This window comes from Methylomonas koyamae, from assembly GCF_019669905.1.
GTDB lineage: Bacteria > Pseudomonadota > Gammaproteobacteria > Methylococcales > Methylomonadaceae > Methylomonas > Methylomonas koyamae.
Genome location: NZ_AP019777.1, coordinates 385830 through 400687 on the forward strand (window position 1 = coordinate 385830; position 14858 = coordinate 400687).

Consider the following 14858-nt stretch of genomic DNA (forward strand, 5'->3'; position numbering starts at 1 on the left):
CGATTTAAGGCTTCGGCCGGTAGGCGAAGGGTTTGGCCAGCGGCTCGCCGACGAAAATGCCCTGTCCCGGCTGCTGCACGCTTTTCCAATATGCTTCGATCAAGCTGCTGCCGCGCAGGTAAAAATACAGCACCACGCCGGGGTTCGGAAACTTGGCCGGAAAGTTACACGGTTCGACCACCGCGCCGTAGCTGGCGGTGGCTCCGGCGCGCAGCCATTCGGTGATGCTCATTTGGCCGCCGCCGGACAGCACGCCGCCGGTCGAGGTCAAATGGTCGGCGATCGCCCCCGGCAGATAACGGTTTTCGTCCAAATGCGGCACGTGGGTCAGGCCGGTGAAATAAAACATCACGTCCTGGCGGCCGCTGATGTAATCCTGTTCCAGATAATGCACCGGCCAGAAATTCTGCAGCGCCTCGGCCACTTTGGGAAAGGTTTGGGCACGCGAGCTGCGCGCCTTGTCCGAGGTTTTCAGCAAATAAGCCGCGCCTTGCGGATGCGAATAATCGGCAGCGACGCCGGTATCGATCAATCTCTTGGCGTCTTCGAAGGTTTTGCCGGCCACGGCCATGGTCGGCCGCCAGGCGTGGGTCTTAAACGGTTTGTCGGTTTCCGAGGTGAAATAAGGGCTGTTGCGCGTGGTTTGGCAGCCTTTGGCGCAGAAGGCCGGATCGTAACCGGCCGCGAACGCGGTCGTGATCGACATGCAATCCACCCGGAACGGCAGCAGCCAGGTCAACGCAAACGCCTGGACGTGGGCCGGAGTTTGTTGGTCGACTTGCCGCTTCAATGCCTCGAAGGTGCGTTGCGACATCACCGCCTGCCGCGGCGGAAACTGCAGATGGATAATCTGCTCGGCCGGAATTTGCCGCTGCTGGCGGTAATATTCGCCGATTTGGCGGCTCAGCGGGTCGGCGTCGTTGACGATCACCGCCAAATCCCGCCCCGTCAGCGCCGGTGCCGGCCGGTACAGCGGCGAAATCGCTTCGGCCTGCACGTTGGCGCCATGCCAGCAGGCCAGAGCCAGTACCAGTGGTAGCAATCGAATCAGTTTGGCGTAACACACGCGAGTCTCCTCCAAGATGGGCCGGCTCGGCTTGAGAGGATCGCGGCCGGCGAAACGCCGAGCATAGCCGACGCCGGTTCGATTTCAAACCTAGCCGCTGCCGATAAGCGATCCGGTCGCCAAATAATATGCCCGGCGCCGATCCGGTTCGGCCAGCGGCAGGCCGCGATTTTTGCCGACCGGCGCCGCGGCGGTTTCAAGTACAATCCGGGCTACATTGCCGCGGCCGCTTCCGCCGCATCGTTTGCAATCGGGAACGATCTCCGCCTGACGCCAAAGGCGCAACGGCGATTGCCCGCCAAGCCGAGAGCCATTATGACCACGATCCGCCAAGACGATTTCATCCAAAGCATCGCCGATGCCTTGCAGTTCATTTCCTATTACCACCCCAAAGATTTTATCGACGCCTTATATGCCGCCTACCAAAAGGAACAAGGTCCGGCGGCGAAGGATGCGATGGCGCAGATTTTGATTAATTCCCGGATGTGCGCCGAAGGCCGCCGGCCGATTTGCCAGGATACCGGCATTGTCACGGTGTTTTTGAAGATCGGCATGGATGTGCGCTGGGACGCGAAATTGAGCGTGACCGAGATGGTCAACGCCGGCGTGCGCCAAGCCTACCTGCATCCGGACAACGTATTGCGCGCGTCGATTCTGGCCGATCCGGCCGGCAAGCGCATCAACACTAAAGACAACACGCCGGCGGTGGTGCATATGGAATTGGTGCCGGGCGATAAGGTAGACGTGGAAGTCGCGGCCAAGGGCGGCGGTTCGGAAGCCAAATCCAAATTCGTCATGTTGAATCCGGCCGACAACATCGTCGATTGGGTATTGAAGACCGTGCCGACCATGGGCGCCGGCTGGTGCCCGCCCGGCATTCTCGGCATCGGCATCGGCGGCACCGCCGAAAAAGCCATGATTTTGGCCAAGCAGGCCTGCATGGGCTCTATCGACATTCAAGATTTGCTTGCTCGCGGCCCGAGCAACGCGCTGGAAGAATTGCGGTTGGAACTGTACGACAAAGTCAACGCGCTGGGCATAGGCGCGCAAGGCTTGGGCGGTTTGACCACGGTGCTGGACGTCAAAATCCTGGACTACCCGACCCACGCCGCCAACAAGCCGGTGGCGATGATCCCCAACTGCGCAGCCACCCGCCACGCGCATTTCGTGCTGGACGGTTCCGGTCCGGCGCTGCTAACGCCGCCCAAATTATCCGACTGGCCGGAAATCACCCAATCCGCCAGCAGCGCCCGCCGGGTCAATATCGATGGTCTGACCAAGCAAGACGTTGCCGACTGGAAACCCGGCGAAACCCTGCTGCTCAGCGGCACTTTATTGACCGGCCGCGACGCCGCCCATAAGCGCATCGTCGATTTATTGAACAAGGGCGAACCGTTACCGGACGGCGTCGATTTAAAAGACAAGTTTATCTACTACGTCGGCCCGGTCGATCCGGTGCGCGACGAAGTGGTCGGCCCGGCCGGCCCCACGACGGCGACGCGGATGGACAGTTTTACCGACACCGTGCTGGAACAGACCGGCTTGCTGGGCATGATCGGTAAATCCGAACGCGGCCCGCAAGCGATAGAAGCCATCGCCAAGCATAAAGCGGTGTATTTGATCGCGGTCGGCGGCGCGGCCTATCTGGTGTCCAAAGCCATCAAACAGGCGCGGGTCGTGGCTTTCCCGGAACTGGGCATGGAAGCGATTCACGAATTCGTGGTCGAAGACATGCCGGTCACCGTGGCGGTCGATAGCCGCGGCGAGTCTATTCATAACAGCGCGCCTAAGCTGTGGCAGGCCAAAATCGGCAAAATCAAGCTGGTGGCGGAGTAGGGATGGCGCGCAAGCGCTGGTTTTAAGCTGCCGCGCCGGCGCTGGCGCCTGCGCTTTGGCCGAGACGGCGCAATCGTAAAAATGCGGTAAATGCCCTATTTTTTCGAGCGCCGGTGGGGATTTCGGATTTTGAAACGTCTTAACTGACGAGGCCCTGCATGCAAGGGGCCCGCCATACCGTTTTCCACCGCCATTAACCGACGCATGCCATTACTCCGAAAACCGGCCTCGAATTTAAAGCTCTGCGCTTGGCTGGTAGCGGCGGCGTGCGCTTGCCAGCCATTGCCGCCGCGCGATCCGCAGGATTTAGCGTTTGCCGCGCCGCAGCAGTGGTCGGACCGGCCGGCCGCAGCGGAGCAGGCGGTAGCGGCTTGGCTGGATAGCTTCGCCGACCCGCAGTTGAGCGCGTTAGTGGCAGCCGGCCTGACCGGAAATTTCGATTTGCAGGCCGCCGCGGCCCGCATCGATGCCGCCCGCGAACAAGCGGTGGTGGCCGGCGCCGGGCGTTGGCCGCAAGCCTATTTCAATCCCGGTTACCAGCGCAGCCGCGATTTCGGCGTCGAATCCGGCCAGTTTTCGGCATTGTTCAATCTGAGTTGGGAACTGGACGTCTGGGGTCGGATCAAGGCCGGACAGCAGGCCGCCGTCAGTAACGCCGCAGCGGTTGCCGACGATTATCTGGCCGCCCGCTTATCGTTGGCGGCGCGGATCGCCCAAACCTATTTCGCGTTGAGCGAAGCCCGGTTACAAGCCAGCGTTGCGGCGCAATCGGTGCACGACCGCGGCGTGATCGCCAATTTGGTACGCGGCCGCTTCAACAAGGGCCTGACCCGCGGTCTGGATTTGCGCTTGGTGTTGACCGACTTGGCGAATGCCGAAGCGCAATTGGCGCAAGCCGACAACGAAGTGCAATTGTTGGCGCGGCAACTGCAAACCTTGCTCGGCCGTTACCCGGACGGGCGCATAGTCCAAACCGAAGCGAGCCGCGAATCCGGCTCGGCGCCGAAAAGCTTGCCGGAGCCGCCGCCGGGCCTGGCCGCCGGTCTGCCGGCCGAGCTGCTGCAACGCCGCCCGGACATCGCTGCCGCCTTCAAACGCTTGCAGGCCGCAGATTCGGGTTTGGAAAGCGCCGAGAAAGCCTTGCTGCCGCGCGTGACGTTGACAGCCGCCGGCGGCACCGCAAGCCCGGCCTTGGCCGAAATTGTCGATCCGCGCGCCGCGGCCTGGAATCTGGCCGCCGGCCTGGCCCAGCCTTTGTTCACCGGCGACCGCTTGCAAGCCGAGATTCGGCTGAACCAGGCCAGAGTCCGCGACGCCTACCAGCAATACCAAAGCGTGGTGTTGGCCGCGTTCCGCGAAGTCGAACAAGCCTTGGCCGCCGAAGTTCGCTTGCGCGAACAGGAACAGGCGCTACGCGAGGCCGTCGAGCAAACCGAAGCCAGCCGCAAGCTGGCGGTGTATTCCTACCAGCAGGGCTTGATCGAAATCCTGACCTTGCTGGACAGCTACCGCAGCACCTTGAACGCGCAAAGCGCGCATCTGGCGGTGCAGCGCCAATTATTGGCCAATCGCATCAACTTGTATTTAGCCTTGGGCGGCCCGGTGTGAACGATAAATCCCGTTGGTTACAAATTCTTTTGCCGGCCGCCGTATTGAGCGCGGCCGTCGGCGCCGCTTGGGCGATGATCGCCTTGCGGCCCGGCAGTTTACCGGCGCCGGCCGAGCCGCCGGTGCCGCGGGTCGAGGTCGTCGCTGCCCGGCCGCAAACCTTGAAACTGAACGTGCGGTCGCAAGGCGTGGTCGCGCCGCGCGAAGCGATAGACTTGATCGCCCAAGTCTCTGGAAAAGTTGATCGGATCCACCCGGCGCTGGTGTCCGGCGGCTTTTTCAGGGCCGACGAGGTGTTGGCCAGCATCGATCGGCGCGACTACGACTACGCCATCGTTGCCACTCAGGCCAAGATCGCCGAAGCCAAGCGGGTGTTGATCAACGAACGCGCCCAGGCCGAGCAGGCGCTGAGCGAATGGCAGGCCTTGGGCCAGGGCGAAGCCAGCGATCTGGCCTTACGCAAGCCGCAACTGGCCGAAGCCGAGGCCAAATTGCAAGCCGCAGAAGCCGATCTGGCCAAGGCCAAGCTGGACCGTAGCCGCTGCGAAATCCGCGCGCCGTTTTCCGGGCGGGTGTTGAGCAAACAAATCGGCCGCGGCCAGTTTCTACCGGCCGGTGCCAGCATCGCCCGAATTTACGCCAACGACATCGCCGAAATCCGGCTGCCGGTCGGCATCAACGAATTGGCCTTTCTGGATTTGCCGTTAAGCGCATCCGGGCCGGCGGCGCATTGGCCGGCCGTTACGTTGAGCGCGGAAGTGGCCGGCAAGCCGCAAACCTGGCAGGGCCGCATCGTCCGCAGCGAAGCCGAACTGGATAGCAGCAGCGGCCAGTTGTTTCTGGTCGCTCAAGTCGAACAGCCCGATACTAGCCGCGACGGCGGCGCGCCGCTGCTGAGCGGCTTGTTCGTGCAAGCCGAGATCGAAGGCGTGGCCCGCGCAGGTCTGTATGCCTTGCCGCGCAACGCTTTGAACAATCTGCAGCAGGTCAAACTGGTCGATGCCGACCGGCGCTTGGTTTTCCGCGACGTGGAAGTCCTGCGCAGCGAACCGGACCGCGTCGTGGTCAAATCCGGCTTGCAAGCCGGCGAGCGCATCGTGGTCTCGGACCTGCCGCTGCCGGTGGCCGGCATGCAGGTCGAAGTCGCGCCGAGCCAACCATGAGCGGCTCGCAAAGCGCAGCCCGCCTGGGCGGGCTCTTGGCTTGGTTTGCCGGCAATCCGGTCGCGGCCAATTTGTTGATGCTGCTGATTCTGGCCGGCGGCGTGATCGGCATGCTGGATGTCGATAAGGAAGTGTTCCCGCGCTTCAGTCCGCATCAGATCGAAATTACCGCGGTGTTTCCCGGCGCCGGGCCGTCCGAAGTCGAGGAAGCGGTGTGCATCCCGATCGAAGAGGCGGTGCACGACCTGCCCGGCATCAAGCATTTGCACGGCGAAATTCAGGGCGACACCTGCACGTTGGCGGTGGAGATTATGCCCGACCGGGACCGCGAGCAAATGATGGCCTTGCTGCGCGCCAGGGTACAAGCCATTCCGCGCCTGCCCAAGCAACTGGAAAAAATCGACGTATTGCCGGCCGACCGTAAGGATGACGACGGCGTGATATGGGTGGCGCTGCACGGCGACACCGACGCTTTTAAATTGCAACAGTTCGGCGACCGGATTCAGCAACAGTTATCGACAATCCCCGGCGTCAGCCGGGTGCGTAATTACGGCGAACGCAATTACGAAATCGACATTGAGGTCGCGCCGGAGCAGATGCGCAAATACCAACTGACGCTGGACGATGTGACCCAGGCGGTGCGTGCCGCGTCGGTCGATTTGCCCGGCGGCCTGGTGCGCAATCCGGACGGCGAACTGTTGTTGCGGGTGGCCGGCCGGGCCAAGGATGCCGACGCGGTCGGCGCCTTGGTCATCAAGACCTTGCCGGACGGCAACCGGCTGCGGCTGGACCAGATCGCCACGATCCGCGACGGCCTGGAAGAGCGCCTGTACGACTGGCGCCACAACGGCGAGACCGCGCAGGGCTGGGAAGTCCACACCGAGCGCGACAGCGTCGCGGTGGCGCGCAAGGTCAAGGCGGAGGTGGCCGCCATCCGCGCCGGTCTGCCGGAAGGTTTGCGCTTGATTACCTGGTGGGACGATTCCCAGGCTTACGACGAACGCATCGGCACCTTGCTCGAAGACGGCCTGAGCGGCTTCCTGCTGGTCTGCCTGGTGTTGACCTTGTTTCTGCGGGTAAGGGTGGCGTTGTGGGCCGGGGTCGGCATCTTTACTTCGGTGCTGGGCGCGTTCTGGCTGATGCCGGCGCTGGATATTTCGCTGAACATGCTGTCGCTGTTCGGCTTTTTATTGGCGATGGGCGTGCTGGTGGACGACGCCATCATCATCGGCGAAAGCGTGCACAGCCGGCAAATCGAAGGCGGCGAAACGCCGCTGCAAGCCGCGGTCAACGGCGTGCGTGCGGTGGCGCTGCCGGTCACGCTGTCCGTGCTGATCGTATTGGTCGCGTTTCTGCCGGGCCTGTATCTGCCGGGCTGGGCCGGGCAAATGATGCGGCCGATTTGCCTGATTATGATCCTGACCCTGGTGTTCTCGCTGGTCGAGGCGCTGTTGATCCTGCCTTCGCATCTGGTCGCGCCGGTGCAGGCACCGACCGCCGGCAACGCCTTGCACCGGCTGCGCACCCGCTTGAACGGCGGGCTGGACCGCTGCGTCGAGCGGGTTTATCGGCCGTTGCTGGCGCTGGCCTTGCGCTGGCGCTATTTGACCGTCGCCTTGTTCGCGGCCCTGCTGATTATCTGCTGGGGGCTGGTCGCCAGCGACCGGGTGCGGCAATCGATCAATCCGGACGTATCCAAGGACAGCTTTTGGGTCTCGATCCGCCTACCGCAAAGCGCGCCTTATAGCGAAACAAAGGCTCTGGCTACCCGGGTCGAAAATGCCTTGTTCGAATTGCGCGACGAATTGGACGGCGTGCCGCCCGGCGCCGGCAAGCGCGGCCACGATCCGGAGCATAGCGTGATCGTCGGCGTCGAAACCATCGTCTGGGAGCACGGCGCCGGCCTGTGGCTGGAACTGTCGGCGGCCGGCCGCCAGCGCATCAAGGTCGAAGATTTCATCCGCGACTGGCGCAAACGCATCGGCGAGATCAATCTCGGCCAGGTCGATTTCATTTTCAAGGAAGGCGACGAACCTTATGATTTGGAACTGACGGTCGGCGCCGACAATCCGGCCCAGCTCGGCCCGGCGGTGGAACAGCTCAAGCAACAGATCAAGGGCTTTCGCGGCGCCTATGACGTGATCGATTCCGGCGAGCCCGGCAAACCGGAAATCCATTTGACCCTGAAGCCCGAAGCCGAACGGCTGGGCATGCGCCTGGAACAACTGGCCGAGCAGGTCCGCAACGGCTATTACGGCGAGGAAGTACACCGCTTCATGCGCGGCCGCAAGGAAGTCAAGGTGATGGTGCGCTACCCGCTACGCGAGCGGCGCTCGCTGGAACAACTGCAAGCCCAGCCGGTGCGGCTGCCGAACGGTGCCAGCGCGCCGCTGGCCAGTCTGGCCGACGTGGAAGTACTGCAAGGTTACGCCCGCATCGTGCGCGAAGACCGGCAGCGGGTGCTGAAGGTCCAGGCCAGGGTCGATCCGACGCTGGCCGACGCCAACGAAGTCTACGCGGTGCTGGAACGCGAAGTGTTCCCGGCCCTGGAAAGCCGTTTTCCCGGCTTGAACCTGCAAATCGGCCAACAGCGCCAGGAACAGAAACAACTGCTGGCGGCCTTCGGCAAAAACACGCTGATCGCGCTGTTAGTGATTTACGCCTTGATCGCGGTGCCGTTCCGCTCCTACGCCAAACCGCTGATCTTTCTGCTGGCCGCGCCGGTGGCCTGGTGCGGCGCGGTGTTGGCGCACTGGGCGGCCGGTCTGCCGCTGTCGATGGAATCGTTGGTCGGCATGATCGCCGCCAGCGGCGTGGTGGTTAACGACAGTCTGGTGCTGCTGGACTATCTGCGCCAGCACGACGGCGACCAGCGGCCGGTGGACGCGCTAATTGCCGAGGCCTGCTGCTCCCGCTTCCGGCCCATCCTGCTGGCCTTCCTGACCAACTTCGCCGGCTTCCTGCCCACCCTGTTGGAAACCAGTCCGCAAGCTCAATTCCTGATCCCGATGACCCTGTCGCTCTCCGCCGGCCTGCTGATCGGCATGGCCGCCAGTTTGATTTTGACCCCGGCGTGTTATGCGTTGTTGGGGGAGAGGTGAGGTGGGTGTCGCTGAGAACCGGCACTACGCTCGGTTGCAGCCTATCGTTCAATCTGATTCAATGCTGGCAAGTTGATGTAGACCTACTCTATCTACTTGGCTCCGATATACGGAAACTATCTAATAACTAGTTAGGCGTCATGACCCGCTACCTCGACACCGTTCCCCATCCTTGGAACCACGCTGCCATTCAAACGGCGATCTTCAAGAGCTTCACGGACGCGCGAGCAGCAATCGAGGATACGGATGGAGGGCGACTTTGGCGCTCGCTTCAGGAACTCGACGAGTCCGTCTATGTACTCGAAGCGAACATCTCGGATCTACTGGATGAGATCTCGTTATTTGCGGATCGAAGCAAGAACCCCGCTTTCTGGCACCAAGGGGATGGAAGCGAGGCTGAGCGCCATACCCTTGAGGTCAAGCGCAAGTTGTCAAACTGCACAGCGGCCCTAATGGCTCTCGTCGACCATGCACGAAACTTCACGCGCACATCGCCAGTTACCAGCTACAAGGACGAGGTGAAGAAGCACTTTTCATCTGTAGGCTTGCACGACTTTCTTCAGTGCCTGCGCAACTACAACACTCACTGGCGTATCGCACAGACGAATTGGACTATTTCTCGCGGTCGGGAGGAGAACTCAAGGCAAGCACGCTTCCTTGTGACGAAGGCCGAACTTTTGGCCTGGGGCGGCTGGAACGCGAAGGCGAAGGATTACATTGAGGGCGTTGCTGAATCAGTCGATGTCTACGAAGTTTTCTACATCTACCGCACCCATGTTCAGAAATTCTATACATGGCACCGGGGCGCAGTACTGAGAGAGTACAACGCCACGCTGCGTCCGTATCTCGAGTACAAGCGTCTGTATGAGGGGATCAGCAAGAAGTACCACTGGAATCTGGTGATCTCACACCTGCCCAAGACACTGAACCCTCTTCAGTATCTTGGGCAGTACTTGCCACAACAAGCCGTTGAACGAGTTCTCGCCCTTCCTCACCAAAGCAAGCAGCAAGTGGATGAACTCATCAGACTGCTTGATATGGACGAGTTCTGTGACGAGGCGCTTCGAGACAAGGTCTATGCCTTGTTCGGCGCGGCGAAATGAGTTCTAGCGAATAAGGTTAGCCGCGTAGGGTGCGCACCGCGTACCTTTTCGCTTCGCCGCGATAACAGCCTTTAGTCCGCATCGCGTACTTTTCTGTCTTCATCTCCGGACTCCTCTTAAGGTACGCGTTGCGTACCCTACATCTGCCTAGCCAACAACCTCGATTCCGCTGACGCTGCATCGAGGCTACGCAAGGCCAGCCAGTCCGTTAGCTCGTAGGTCGGGTTAGCGAAGCGTAACCCGACCCAAACCCGGCTAGACAAGCGGCGCTTAGCCGTTCAATTCCGGAATGTTGGCGGCTAACCGGGAGCGCAACAAACTTAGCTGCCTTTGCAATTCGTCTTCGGCGTCGCCGATATTTTTAAACGCCTGCAACACTTTTTGATCGTTCAGTGCGTCCGGATAATGTGCTTCGACGAAATCCAGAATTTCGGCGTCCATTTCGCTCATGCTTTTGACCATTGCGTCCAGCTTGTCCAATACCGCGCGAAGTTCGTTTAAATCTTTAGCCATAAATCTCTCGTTAATTTAGAGGGTTATCGTTAGCCGGCCGTTCGGCGCCATGGCCTATGCGGTCCGGTCAATCCGGCATAGTCGGCCGAATTCTGTTCAGCGCCACGTCCGCCTCGATGGTTTACGAAGCTCGTTCCAGCAAGGCATTGCGGGCTTCGGTGATGCGGATGAATTGTTCGTGGCTGCCGCCGACGTCGGGATGCGCCTTTTGGGCGAGGCGGCGAAATGCGGCTTTGATTTGCCAGGCTTCGAGCAAGCCGTCGAGCGGCAGCTGTAAGGTCTCGCGATGGCGGCGGTCGCTGAATCGGCGCTCCGGACCGGATTGCCGAAAGCAGCCGGAGTTGAATTGGGCTTGATAGTCGGACAGTCTTTCCTGGGCCTCGCGCCGCAGTTTTAACGATTCCCGGCGCAGTTCCACTTGGTCTTCCTGCCATTTTTGCCGGGACATGACGGTGCAGGCCGCGAAGTTTATCCGGCCGTTCGCGACGAGATCGTCCAGGTTGAACGGTCCGACCATGTCGTAGGGTTCCTCCAACCACGCGCTGGTGCCGTGCGGACCGGCTGCGATCCGGCCGACCGCCACGGTATCGACGACGCCGAATGAGCCGTTCCAGATGACCCATAACTCTTCGTGTTCCGTTCCCGGATTGCGATGCATGGTGTTTGCCTGGTCAGCGAATAAAACAGAATGATTCGGTAACGCAGCAAAATGGATACCAAACTCGTCGGAGCCGCGAACTTGGCCGCCAGTCGGCGTTTTGGCGGTACCGACCAGCGGCTGCTCGCGTTTAAATTAAATATTCGGGAGGATTCGAGCGCCGGAAAACTTACAAACTGTCGGGTTCGAGACAAGCCGGGCGAATACGCTTGTGCCGTTCCAAGACCGGGGAGTGGGGAGTTTTGGCTTGGTAGCGGGTTGGTTAACGCGTTAACCGGCGGGCGAACGGAATTTCTTCCAGTCATGCGTTTTCAGGAAATCGACCCAATCCAAGCGGCATAAATTGCGCCGGCCTGAGATAATAAGCCCTGCGTCGTTTCTACAAATTTGCCTTATCCGTGTCTCCCAAACTCAACCCGCAACAACTTGCCGCCGTTAAAACCGTCGATCGTCCGCTGCTGGTGCTGGCCGGTGCCGGTAGCGGCAAGACCCGGGTCATTACCGAGAAAATTGCCTATTTGGTACAGCAAGGCACGCCGGCGCGGCATATCGCGGCGGTGACCTTTACCAACAAGGCGGCGCGGGAGATGAAAAGCCGGGTCGGCCGCCTGATCGACGATAAACAAAGCCGGGGGCTGCGGGTATCGACTTTCCATTCCTTGGGTTTGGATATTCTGCGCAAGGAGCACAAGGCGCTGGGCTACAAGGCGGCGATTACCTTGTTCGACGAGCAGGACAAGTTGAGTTTGTTGAAGCAATTGATCGGCCACGGTGCGGACGGCTGCGATATCGATGCCGCCGAGAGTTACAACCATAAGATAGGCCAGTGGAAAAACGCCTTCGTCAGTCCGGAACAGGCGCTGAACCGGGCCGAGGATGCCGAAACCGCGGCGGCGGCGCGCTTGTACGGACAATTCAACCGCAGTTTGAAGGCTTACAACGCGGTGGATTTCGACGACCTGATCGGCCTGCCGGTCGAATTGTTTCAACAGCATCCGGACATTCTGCAGAAATGGCAGAATCGGATTCGCTACCTGTTGGTCGACGAATATCAGGATACCAATATCACCCAATACCAGTTGGTGCGGGCGCTGGCCGGTTCCTTGGGCCGGTTTACCGTGGTCGGCGACGACGACCAGTCGATTTATGCCTGGCGCGGTGCCCAGCCGGAGAATCTGAGCCAGTTGCAGAAAGATTACAACCGCTTGCAGGTGATCAAACTGGAGCAGAATTATCGCTCCGCCGGGCGGATTCTGAAGGTGGCGAACCAATTGATCGCTAACAATCCGCATACCTTCGAGAAGAAATTGTGGAGCGAGTTGGGCTACGGCGAGCCGTTGCGGGTGTTGAGCCATAAAAACGATTTGGCCGAAGCCAAGCAAATCACCGCCGAGATCGTTCACCACCGCTTCAAGACCGGCGGCAGTTATGGCGACTACGCCATTCTGTACCGCGGCAACCACCAGTCGCGGCTGTTCGAGAAGGAGTTGCGCGAGAACAACGTGCCCTATTTCATCAGCGGCAGCGCGTCGTTTTTTTCCTATGCCGAAATCAAGGACGTGCTGGCTTATTTGCGCCTGCTGGTCAACGCCGACGACGATGCCGCGTTCTTGCGGGTGATTAATACGCCGCGGCGCGAGATTGGGCCGACCACATTGGAGAAATTGGGCGCTTATGCCAACGAGCGGCATATCAGCCTGTTCCGGGCTTGCTCCGAGTTCGGGTTGCAGCAGCGCTTGTCGGAAAAGTCGGTGCAGCGTTTGACCAAGTTTTGCGACTGGTTGCGGGAAAAGGCCTTGAAAATCGAACGCGGCGATACCTTTGCCGAAATCGAGAAAATGATCGACGAAATCCATTATCCGCAGTGGCTGGACGAAAACAGCAAAACTCCGGCGTCGGCCGAACGCAAATTGAAAAACGTCTACGAACTGATCGAGTGGCTGCGGCGCATTGCCGGTAAAGAGGAAGGCCGCGAGCAGTCGCTGGCGGAAGTGATCGCCAAGGTGATGTTGCTGGATATCCTGGACCGCAACCAGGAAGAAGAAGCCGGCGACCAGGTCAGTTTAATGACGTTGCACGCGGCCAAGGGCCTGGAGTTTCCGCACGTGTTTCTGATCGGCATGGAGGAAAACCTGTTGCCGCACCAGAACAGCATCGAGACCGGCAATATCGAGGAAGAGCGGCGTTTGGCCTATGTCGGCATTACCCGCGCCCAACAAACCCTGACCTTCAGTTATTGCACCCACCGCAAGCGCTACGGCGAGCTGGCCGAATGCGAACCCAGCCGATTTTTGAGCGAGTTGCCGGAGGAGGATTTGGAGTGGGCCAACCGAAAACAGTTGGCTCCGGAAGAGATCAAGCAGCGCGGCAAGGCCAGCCTGGCCGCGCTGAAATCGATGTTGGCTTGAGGCTTATTGCAGCACCACGAAAAACGCCTCGCCGCCGCGCTGCAGGTTGACCAGCAATGGCGCATTCGGGTTGACCACCTGTTTCATTTCGTCCAGGTTTCTGACCCGGTAGCGGTTGGCGGTGACGATGACGTCGCCGGGGCGCAGGCCGGTTTTCCAGGCTTTGGAGTTTTGCTCGATTTTTTCGATCAGGATGCCTTCCACTTGATCCTTCGGCGTGACGCCGAGCGTGGCGCCGCTCAACACCGGATGCAGTTTGGCGCCTTCCAGTTGCGGCCGTTTCGGTTTGCCGATTGTGGCTTGCACGGTTTTGCGTTCTTCGCCGCGCATGATGTCCAGCTCGGCGGTATCGCCGACTTGCAATAGGCCGATCGCGTTGCGGATTTGAGCGCTGCCGCCTTTGACATCCTGGCCGTTGATCGCGACGATGATGTCGCCCGGTTCCAGGCCGGCTTTTTCGGCCGGCGAGCCGGCTTCGACTCGGCTCACCACCGCGCCGCGCTGGCTTTTCAACGAAAACGCCTTGACCAATTCCGGCGTCAGATCCTGGGTGGTGACGCCGAGCAGGCCGCGCCGTACCTCGCCGTGTTGCACCAAAGATTCCATCAAACGCATCGCCATGTTGGACGGAATCGCGAAGCCGATGCCGACGTTGCCGCCGCTGGGCGCCAGGATGGCGGTGTTCATGCCGACGAATTCGCCGCGCAGATTGACCAGCGCGCCGCCGGAGTTGCCGGGGTTGATCGAGGCGTCGGTCTGGATGAAGTCTTCGTAGCCTTCGATGCCCAGGCCGGAGCGGCCCAAGGCGCTGACGATGCCGGAGGTGACGGTTTGGCCCAGGCCGAACGGATTGCCGATCGCGACGACGAAGTCGCCGACTTTCAATTGGTTGGAGTCGGCGATTTTTAACGCGGTCAGGTTGTCGGCCGGAATTTGGATCACGGCGACGTCGGCTTCCGGGTCGGTGCCGAGCAGTTTGGCGTTAAGCTGGCGGCCGTCGGCCAAGGTCACGGTAATCTTGTCGGCTTTGTCGATCACGTGGTTGTTGGTCAGCACGTAGCCTTGGTCTTTGTCGATGATGACGCCGGAACCCAGGCTGTTGCGTTGTTGCTGCTTGGGGTTGTTGGGGATGTTGAAAAAGCGGCGGAAAATCGGGTCGTTCATCAACGGGTTTTCCTGCATCCGCACATTGGTCGAGGTGGAAATGTTGACGACGGCCGGCATGCTTTGCTCCAGCATCGGCGCCAGCGACGGCAGGTTGCTGCCGTCCACTTGCAGCGGCAGTGCGGCGTTGGTTTGCCAGCTACTCAAGCCAAGCAACAATAGCAGAATCAGTTTATTCATGGTCGTCATGTTCTCCGGTTGTGGGTCGTTGAATCGCCGGCATGGACACGCCGGAGCC

The 14858-nt window shown here is 60.5% G+C and carries 11 protein-coding genes; 7 read left to right on the forward strand and 4 right to left on the reverse strand.

Annotated elements, in window-relative coordinates:
- Positions 1 to 4: 4 nt before the first annotated feature.
- Positions 5 to 1066 (reverse strand): TIGR03790 family protein, encoded by a 1062-nt coding sequence (locus tag MKFW12EY_RS01805; RefSeq protein WP_245006411.1) that lies wholly within the window; start codon positions 1064 to 1066, stop codon positions 5 to 7.
- A gap of 315 nt (positions 1067 to 1381) precedes the next feature.
- Between MKFW12EY_RS01805 and MKFW12EY_RS01810 the strand changes: the two genes are divergently transcribed.
- The 5 genes from MKFW12EY_RS01810 to MKFW12EY_RS01830 all read left to right on the forward strand — a co-directional run bounded on the left by MKFW12EY_RS01810 (position 1382) and on the right by MKFW12EY_RS01830 (position 9877).
- Complete coding sequence (locus MKFW12EY_RS01810) at positions 1382 to 2902, forward strand: fumarate hydratase (protein ID WP_425334035.1); 1521 nt, start codon at positions 1382 to 1384, stop codon at positions 2900 to 2902.
- A 204-nt stretch (positions 2903 to 3106) separates the two neighbouring features.
- A complete protein-coding gene (locus tag MKFW12EY_RS01815) occupies positions 3107 to 4510 on the forward strand; it encodes an efflux transporter outer membrane subunit (RefSeq protein WP_221053910.1) in 1404 nt (467 codons plus the stop codon).
- On the forward strand, positions 4507 to 5673 hold the full coding sequence (locus MKFW12EY_RS01820; protein WP_245006412.1) for an efflux RND transporter periplasmic adaptor subunit: 1167 nt from the start codon (positions 4507 to 4509) through the stop codon (positions 5671 to 5673). The genes MKFW12EY_RS01815 and MKFW12EY_RS01820 overlap by 4 nt, the downstream gene beginning before the upstream one ends.
- Entirely contained in the window at positions 5670 to 8774 is a 3105-nt protein-coding gene (locus tag MKFW12EY_RS01825; protein WP_221053911.1) for an efflux RND transporter permease subunit, read from the forward strand. The genes MKFW12EY_RS01820 and MKFW12EY_RS01825 overlap by 4 nt, the downstream gene beginning before the upstream one ends.
- Positions 8775 to 8914: 140 nt before the next feature.
- Positions 8915 to 9877 carry a hypothetical protein gene (locus MKFW12EY_RS01830; protein WP_054762393.1) on the forward strand — a complete coding sequence of 321 codons (963 nt, stop codon included), beginning with the start codon at positions 8915 to 8917 and terminating at the stop codon, positions 9875 to 9877.
- A 270-nt stretch (positions 9878 to 10147) separates the two neighbouring features.
- Here the strand turns inward: MKFW12EY_RS01830 and MKFW12EY_RS01835 are convergent, their stop codons facing one another.
- Positions 10148 to 10390 (reverse strand): hypothetical protein, encoded by a 243-nt coding sequence (locus MKFW12EY_RS01835; protein WP_054762391.1) that lies wholly within the window; start codon positions 10388 to 10390, stop codon positions 10148 to 10150.
- A gap of 121 nt (positions 10391 to 10511) precedes the next feature.
- The gene (locus MKFW12EY_RS01840) at positions 10512 to 11048 is read right to left on the reverse strand and encodes a J domain-containing protein (RefSeq protein WP_054762389.1); all 537 of its coding nucleotides are present in this window, start codon (positions 11046 to 11048) and stop codon (positions 10512 to 10514) included.
- Between the two features lie 51 nt (positions 11049 to 11099).
- Here MKFW12EY_RS01840 and MKFW12EY_RS01845 point away from each other — a divergent pair, with 51 nt between their 5' ends.
- Positions 11100 to 11390, forward strand: a complete 291-nt coding sequence (locus tag MKFW12EY_RS01845; protein ID WP_221053912.1) for a hypothetical protein — start codon at positions 11100 to 11102, stop codon at positions 11388 to 11390.
- 56 nt (positions 11391 to 11446) lie between these two features.
- The gene (gene rep / locus MKFW12EY_RS01850; RefSeq protein ID WP_054762386.1) at positions 11447 to 13456 is read left to right on the forward strand and encodes a DNA helicase Rep; all 2010 of its coding nucleotides are present in this window, start codon (positions 11447 to 11449) and stop codon (positions 13454 to 13456) included.
- A 3-nt stretch (positions 13457 to 13459) separates the two neighbouring features.
- Here rep and MKFW12EY_RS01855 read toward each other — a convergent pair whose 3' ends face one another.
- Positions 13460 to 14800 (reverse strand): DegQ family serine endoprotease, encoded by a 1341-nt coding sequence (locus MKFW12EY_RS01855; protein WP_197496063.1) that lies wholly within the window; start codon positions 14798 to 14800, stop codon positions 13460 to 13462.
- Positions 14801 to 14858 lie beyond the last annotated feature (58 nt).

What these genes read in the sequence shown, in the direction of transcription:
- MKFW12EY_RS01835 (WP_054762391.1), bottom strand. Translation starts at nt 10,390, where the DNA reads ATGGCTAAAGATTTAAACGAACTTCGCGCGGTATTGGACAAGCTGGAC.
- MKFW12EY_RS01815 (WP_221053910.1), top strand. Translation starts at nt 3,107, where the DNA reads ATGCCATTACTCCGAAAACCGGCCTCGAATTTAAAGCTCTGCGCTTGG.
- MKFW12EY_RS01855 (WP_197496063.1), bottom strand. Translation starts at nt 14,800, where the DNA reads ATGAATAAACTGATTCTGCTATTGTTGCTTGGCTTGAGTAGCTGGCAA.
- MKFW12EY_RS01840 (WP_054762389.1), bottom strand. Translation starts at nt 11,048, where the DNA reads ATGCATCGCAATCCGGGAACGGAACACGAAGAGTTATGGGTCATCTGG.
- MKFW12EY_RS01825 (WP_221053911.1), top strand. Translation starts at nt 5,670, where the DNA reads ATGAGCGGCTCGCAAAGCGCAGCCCGCCTGGGCGGGCTCTTGGCTTGG.
- MKFW12EY_RS01830 (WP_054762393.1), top strand. Translation starts at nt 8,915, where the DNA reads ATGACCCGCTACCTCGACACCGTTCCCCATCCTTGGAACCACGCTGCC.
- MKFW12EY_RS01810 (WP_425334035.1), top strand. Translation starts at nt 1,382, where the DNA reads ATGACCACGATCCGCCAAGACGATTTCATCCAAAGCATCGCCGATGCC.
- MKFW12EY_RS01845 (WP_221053912.1), top strand. Translation starts at nt 11,100, where the DNA reads ATGGATACCAAACTCGTCGGAGCCGCGAACTTGGCCGCCAGTCGGCGT.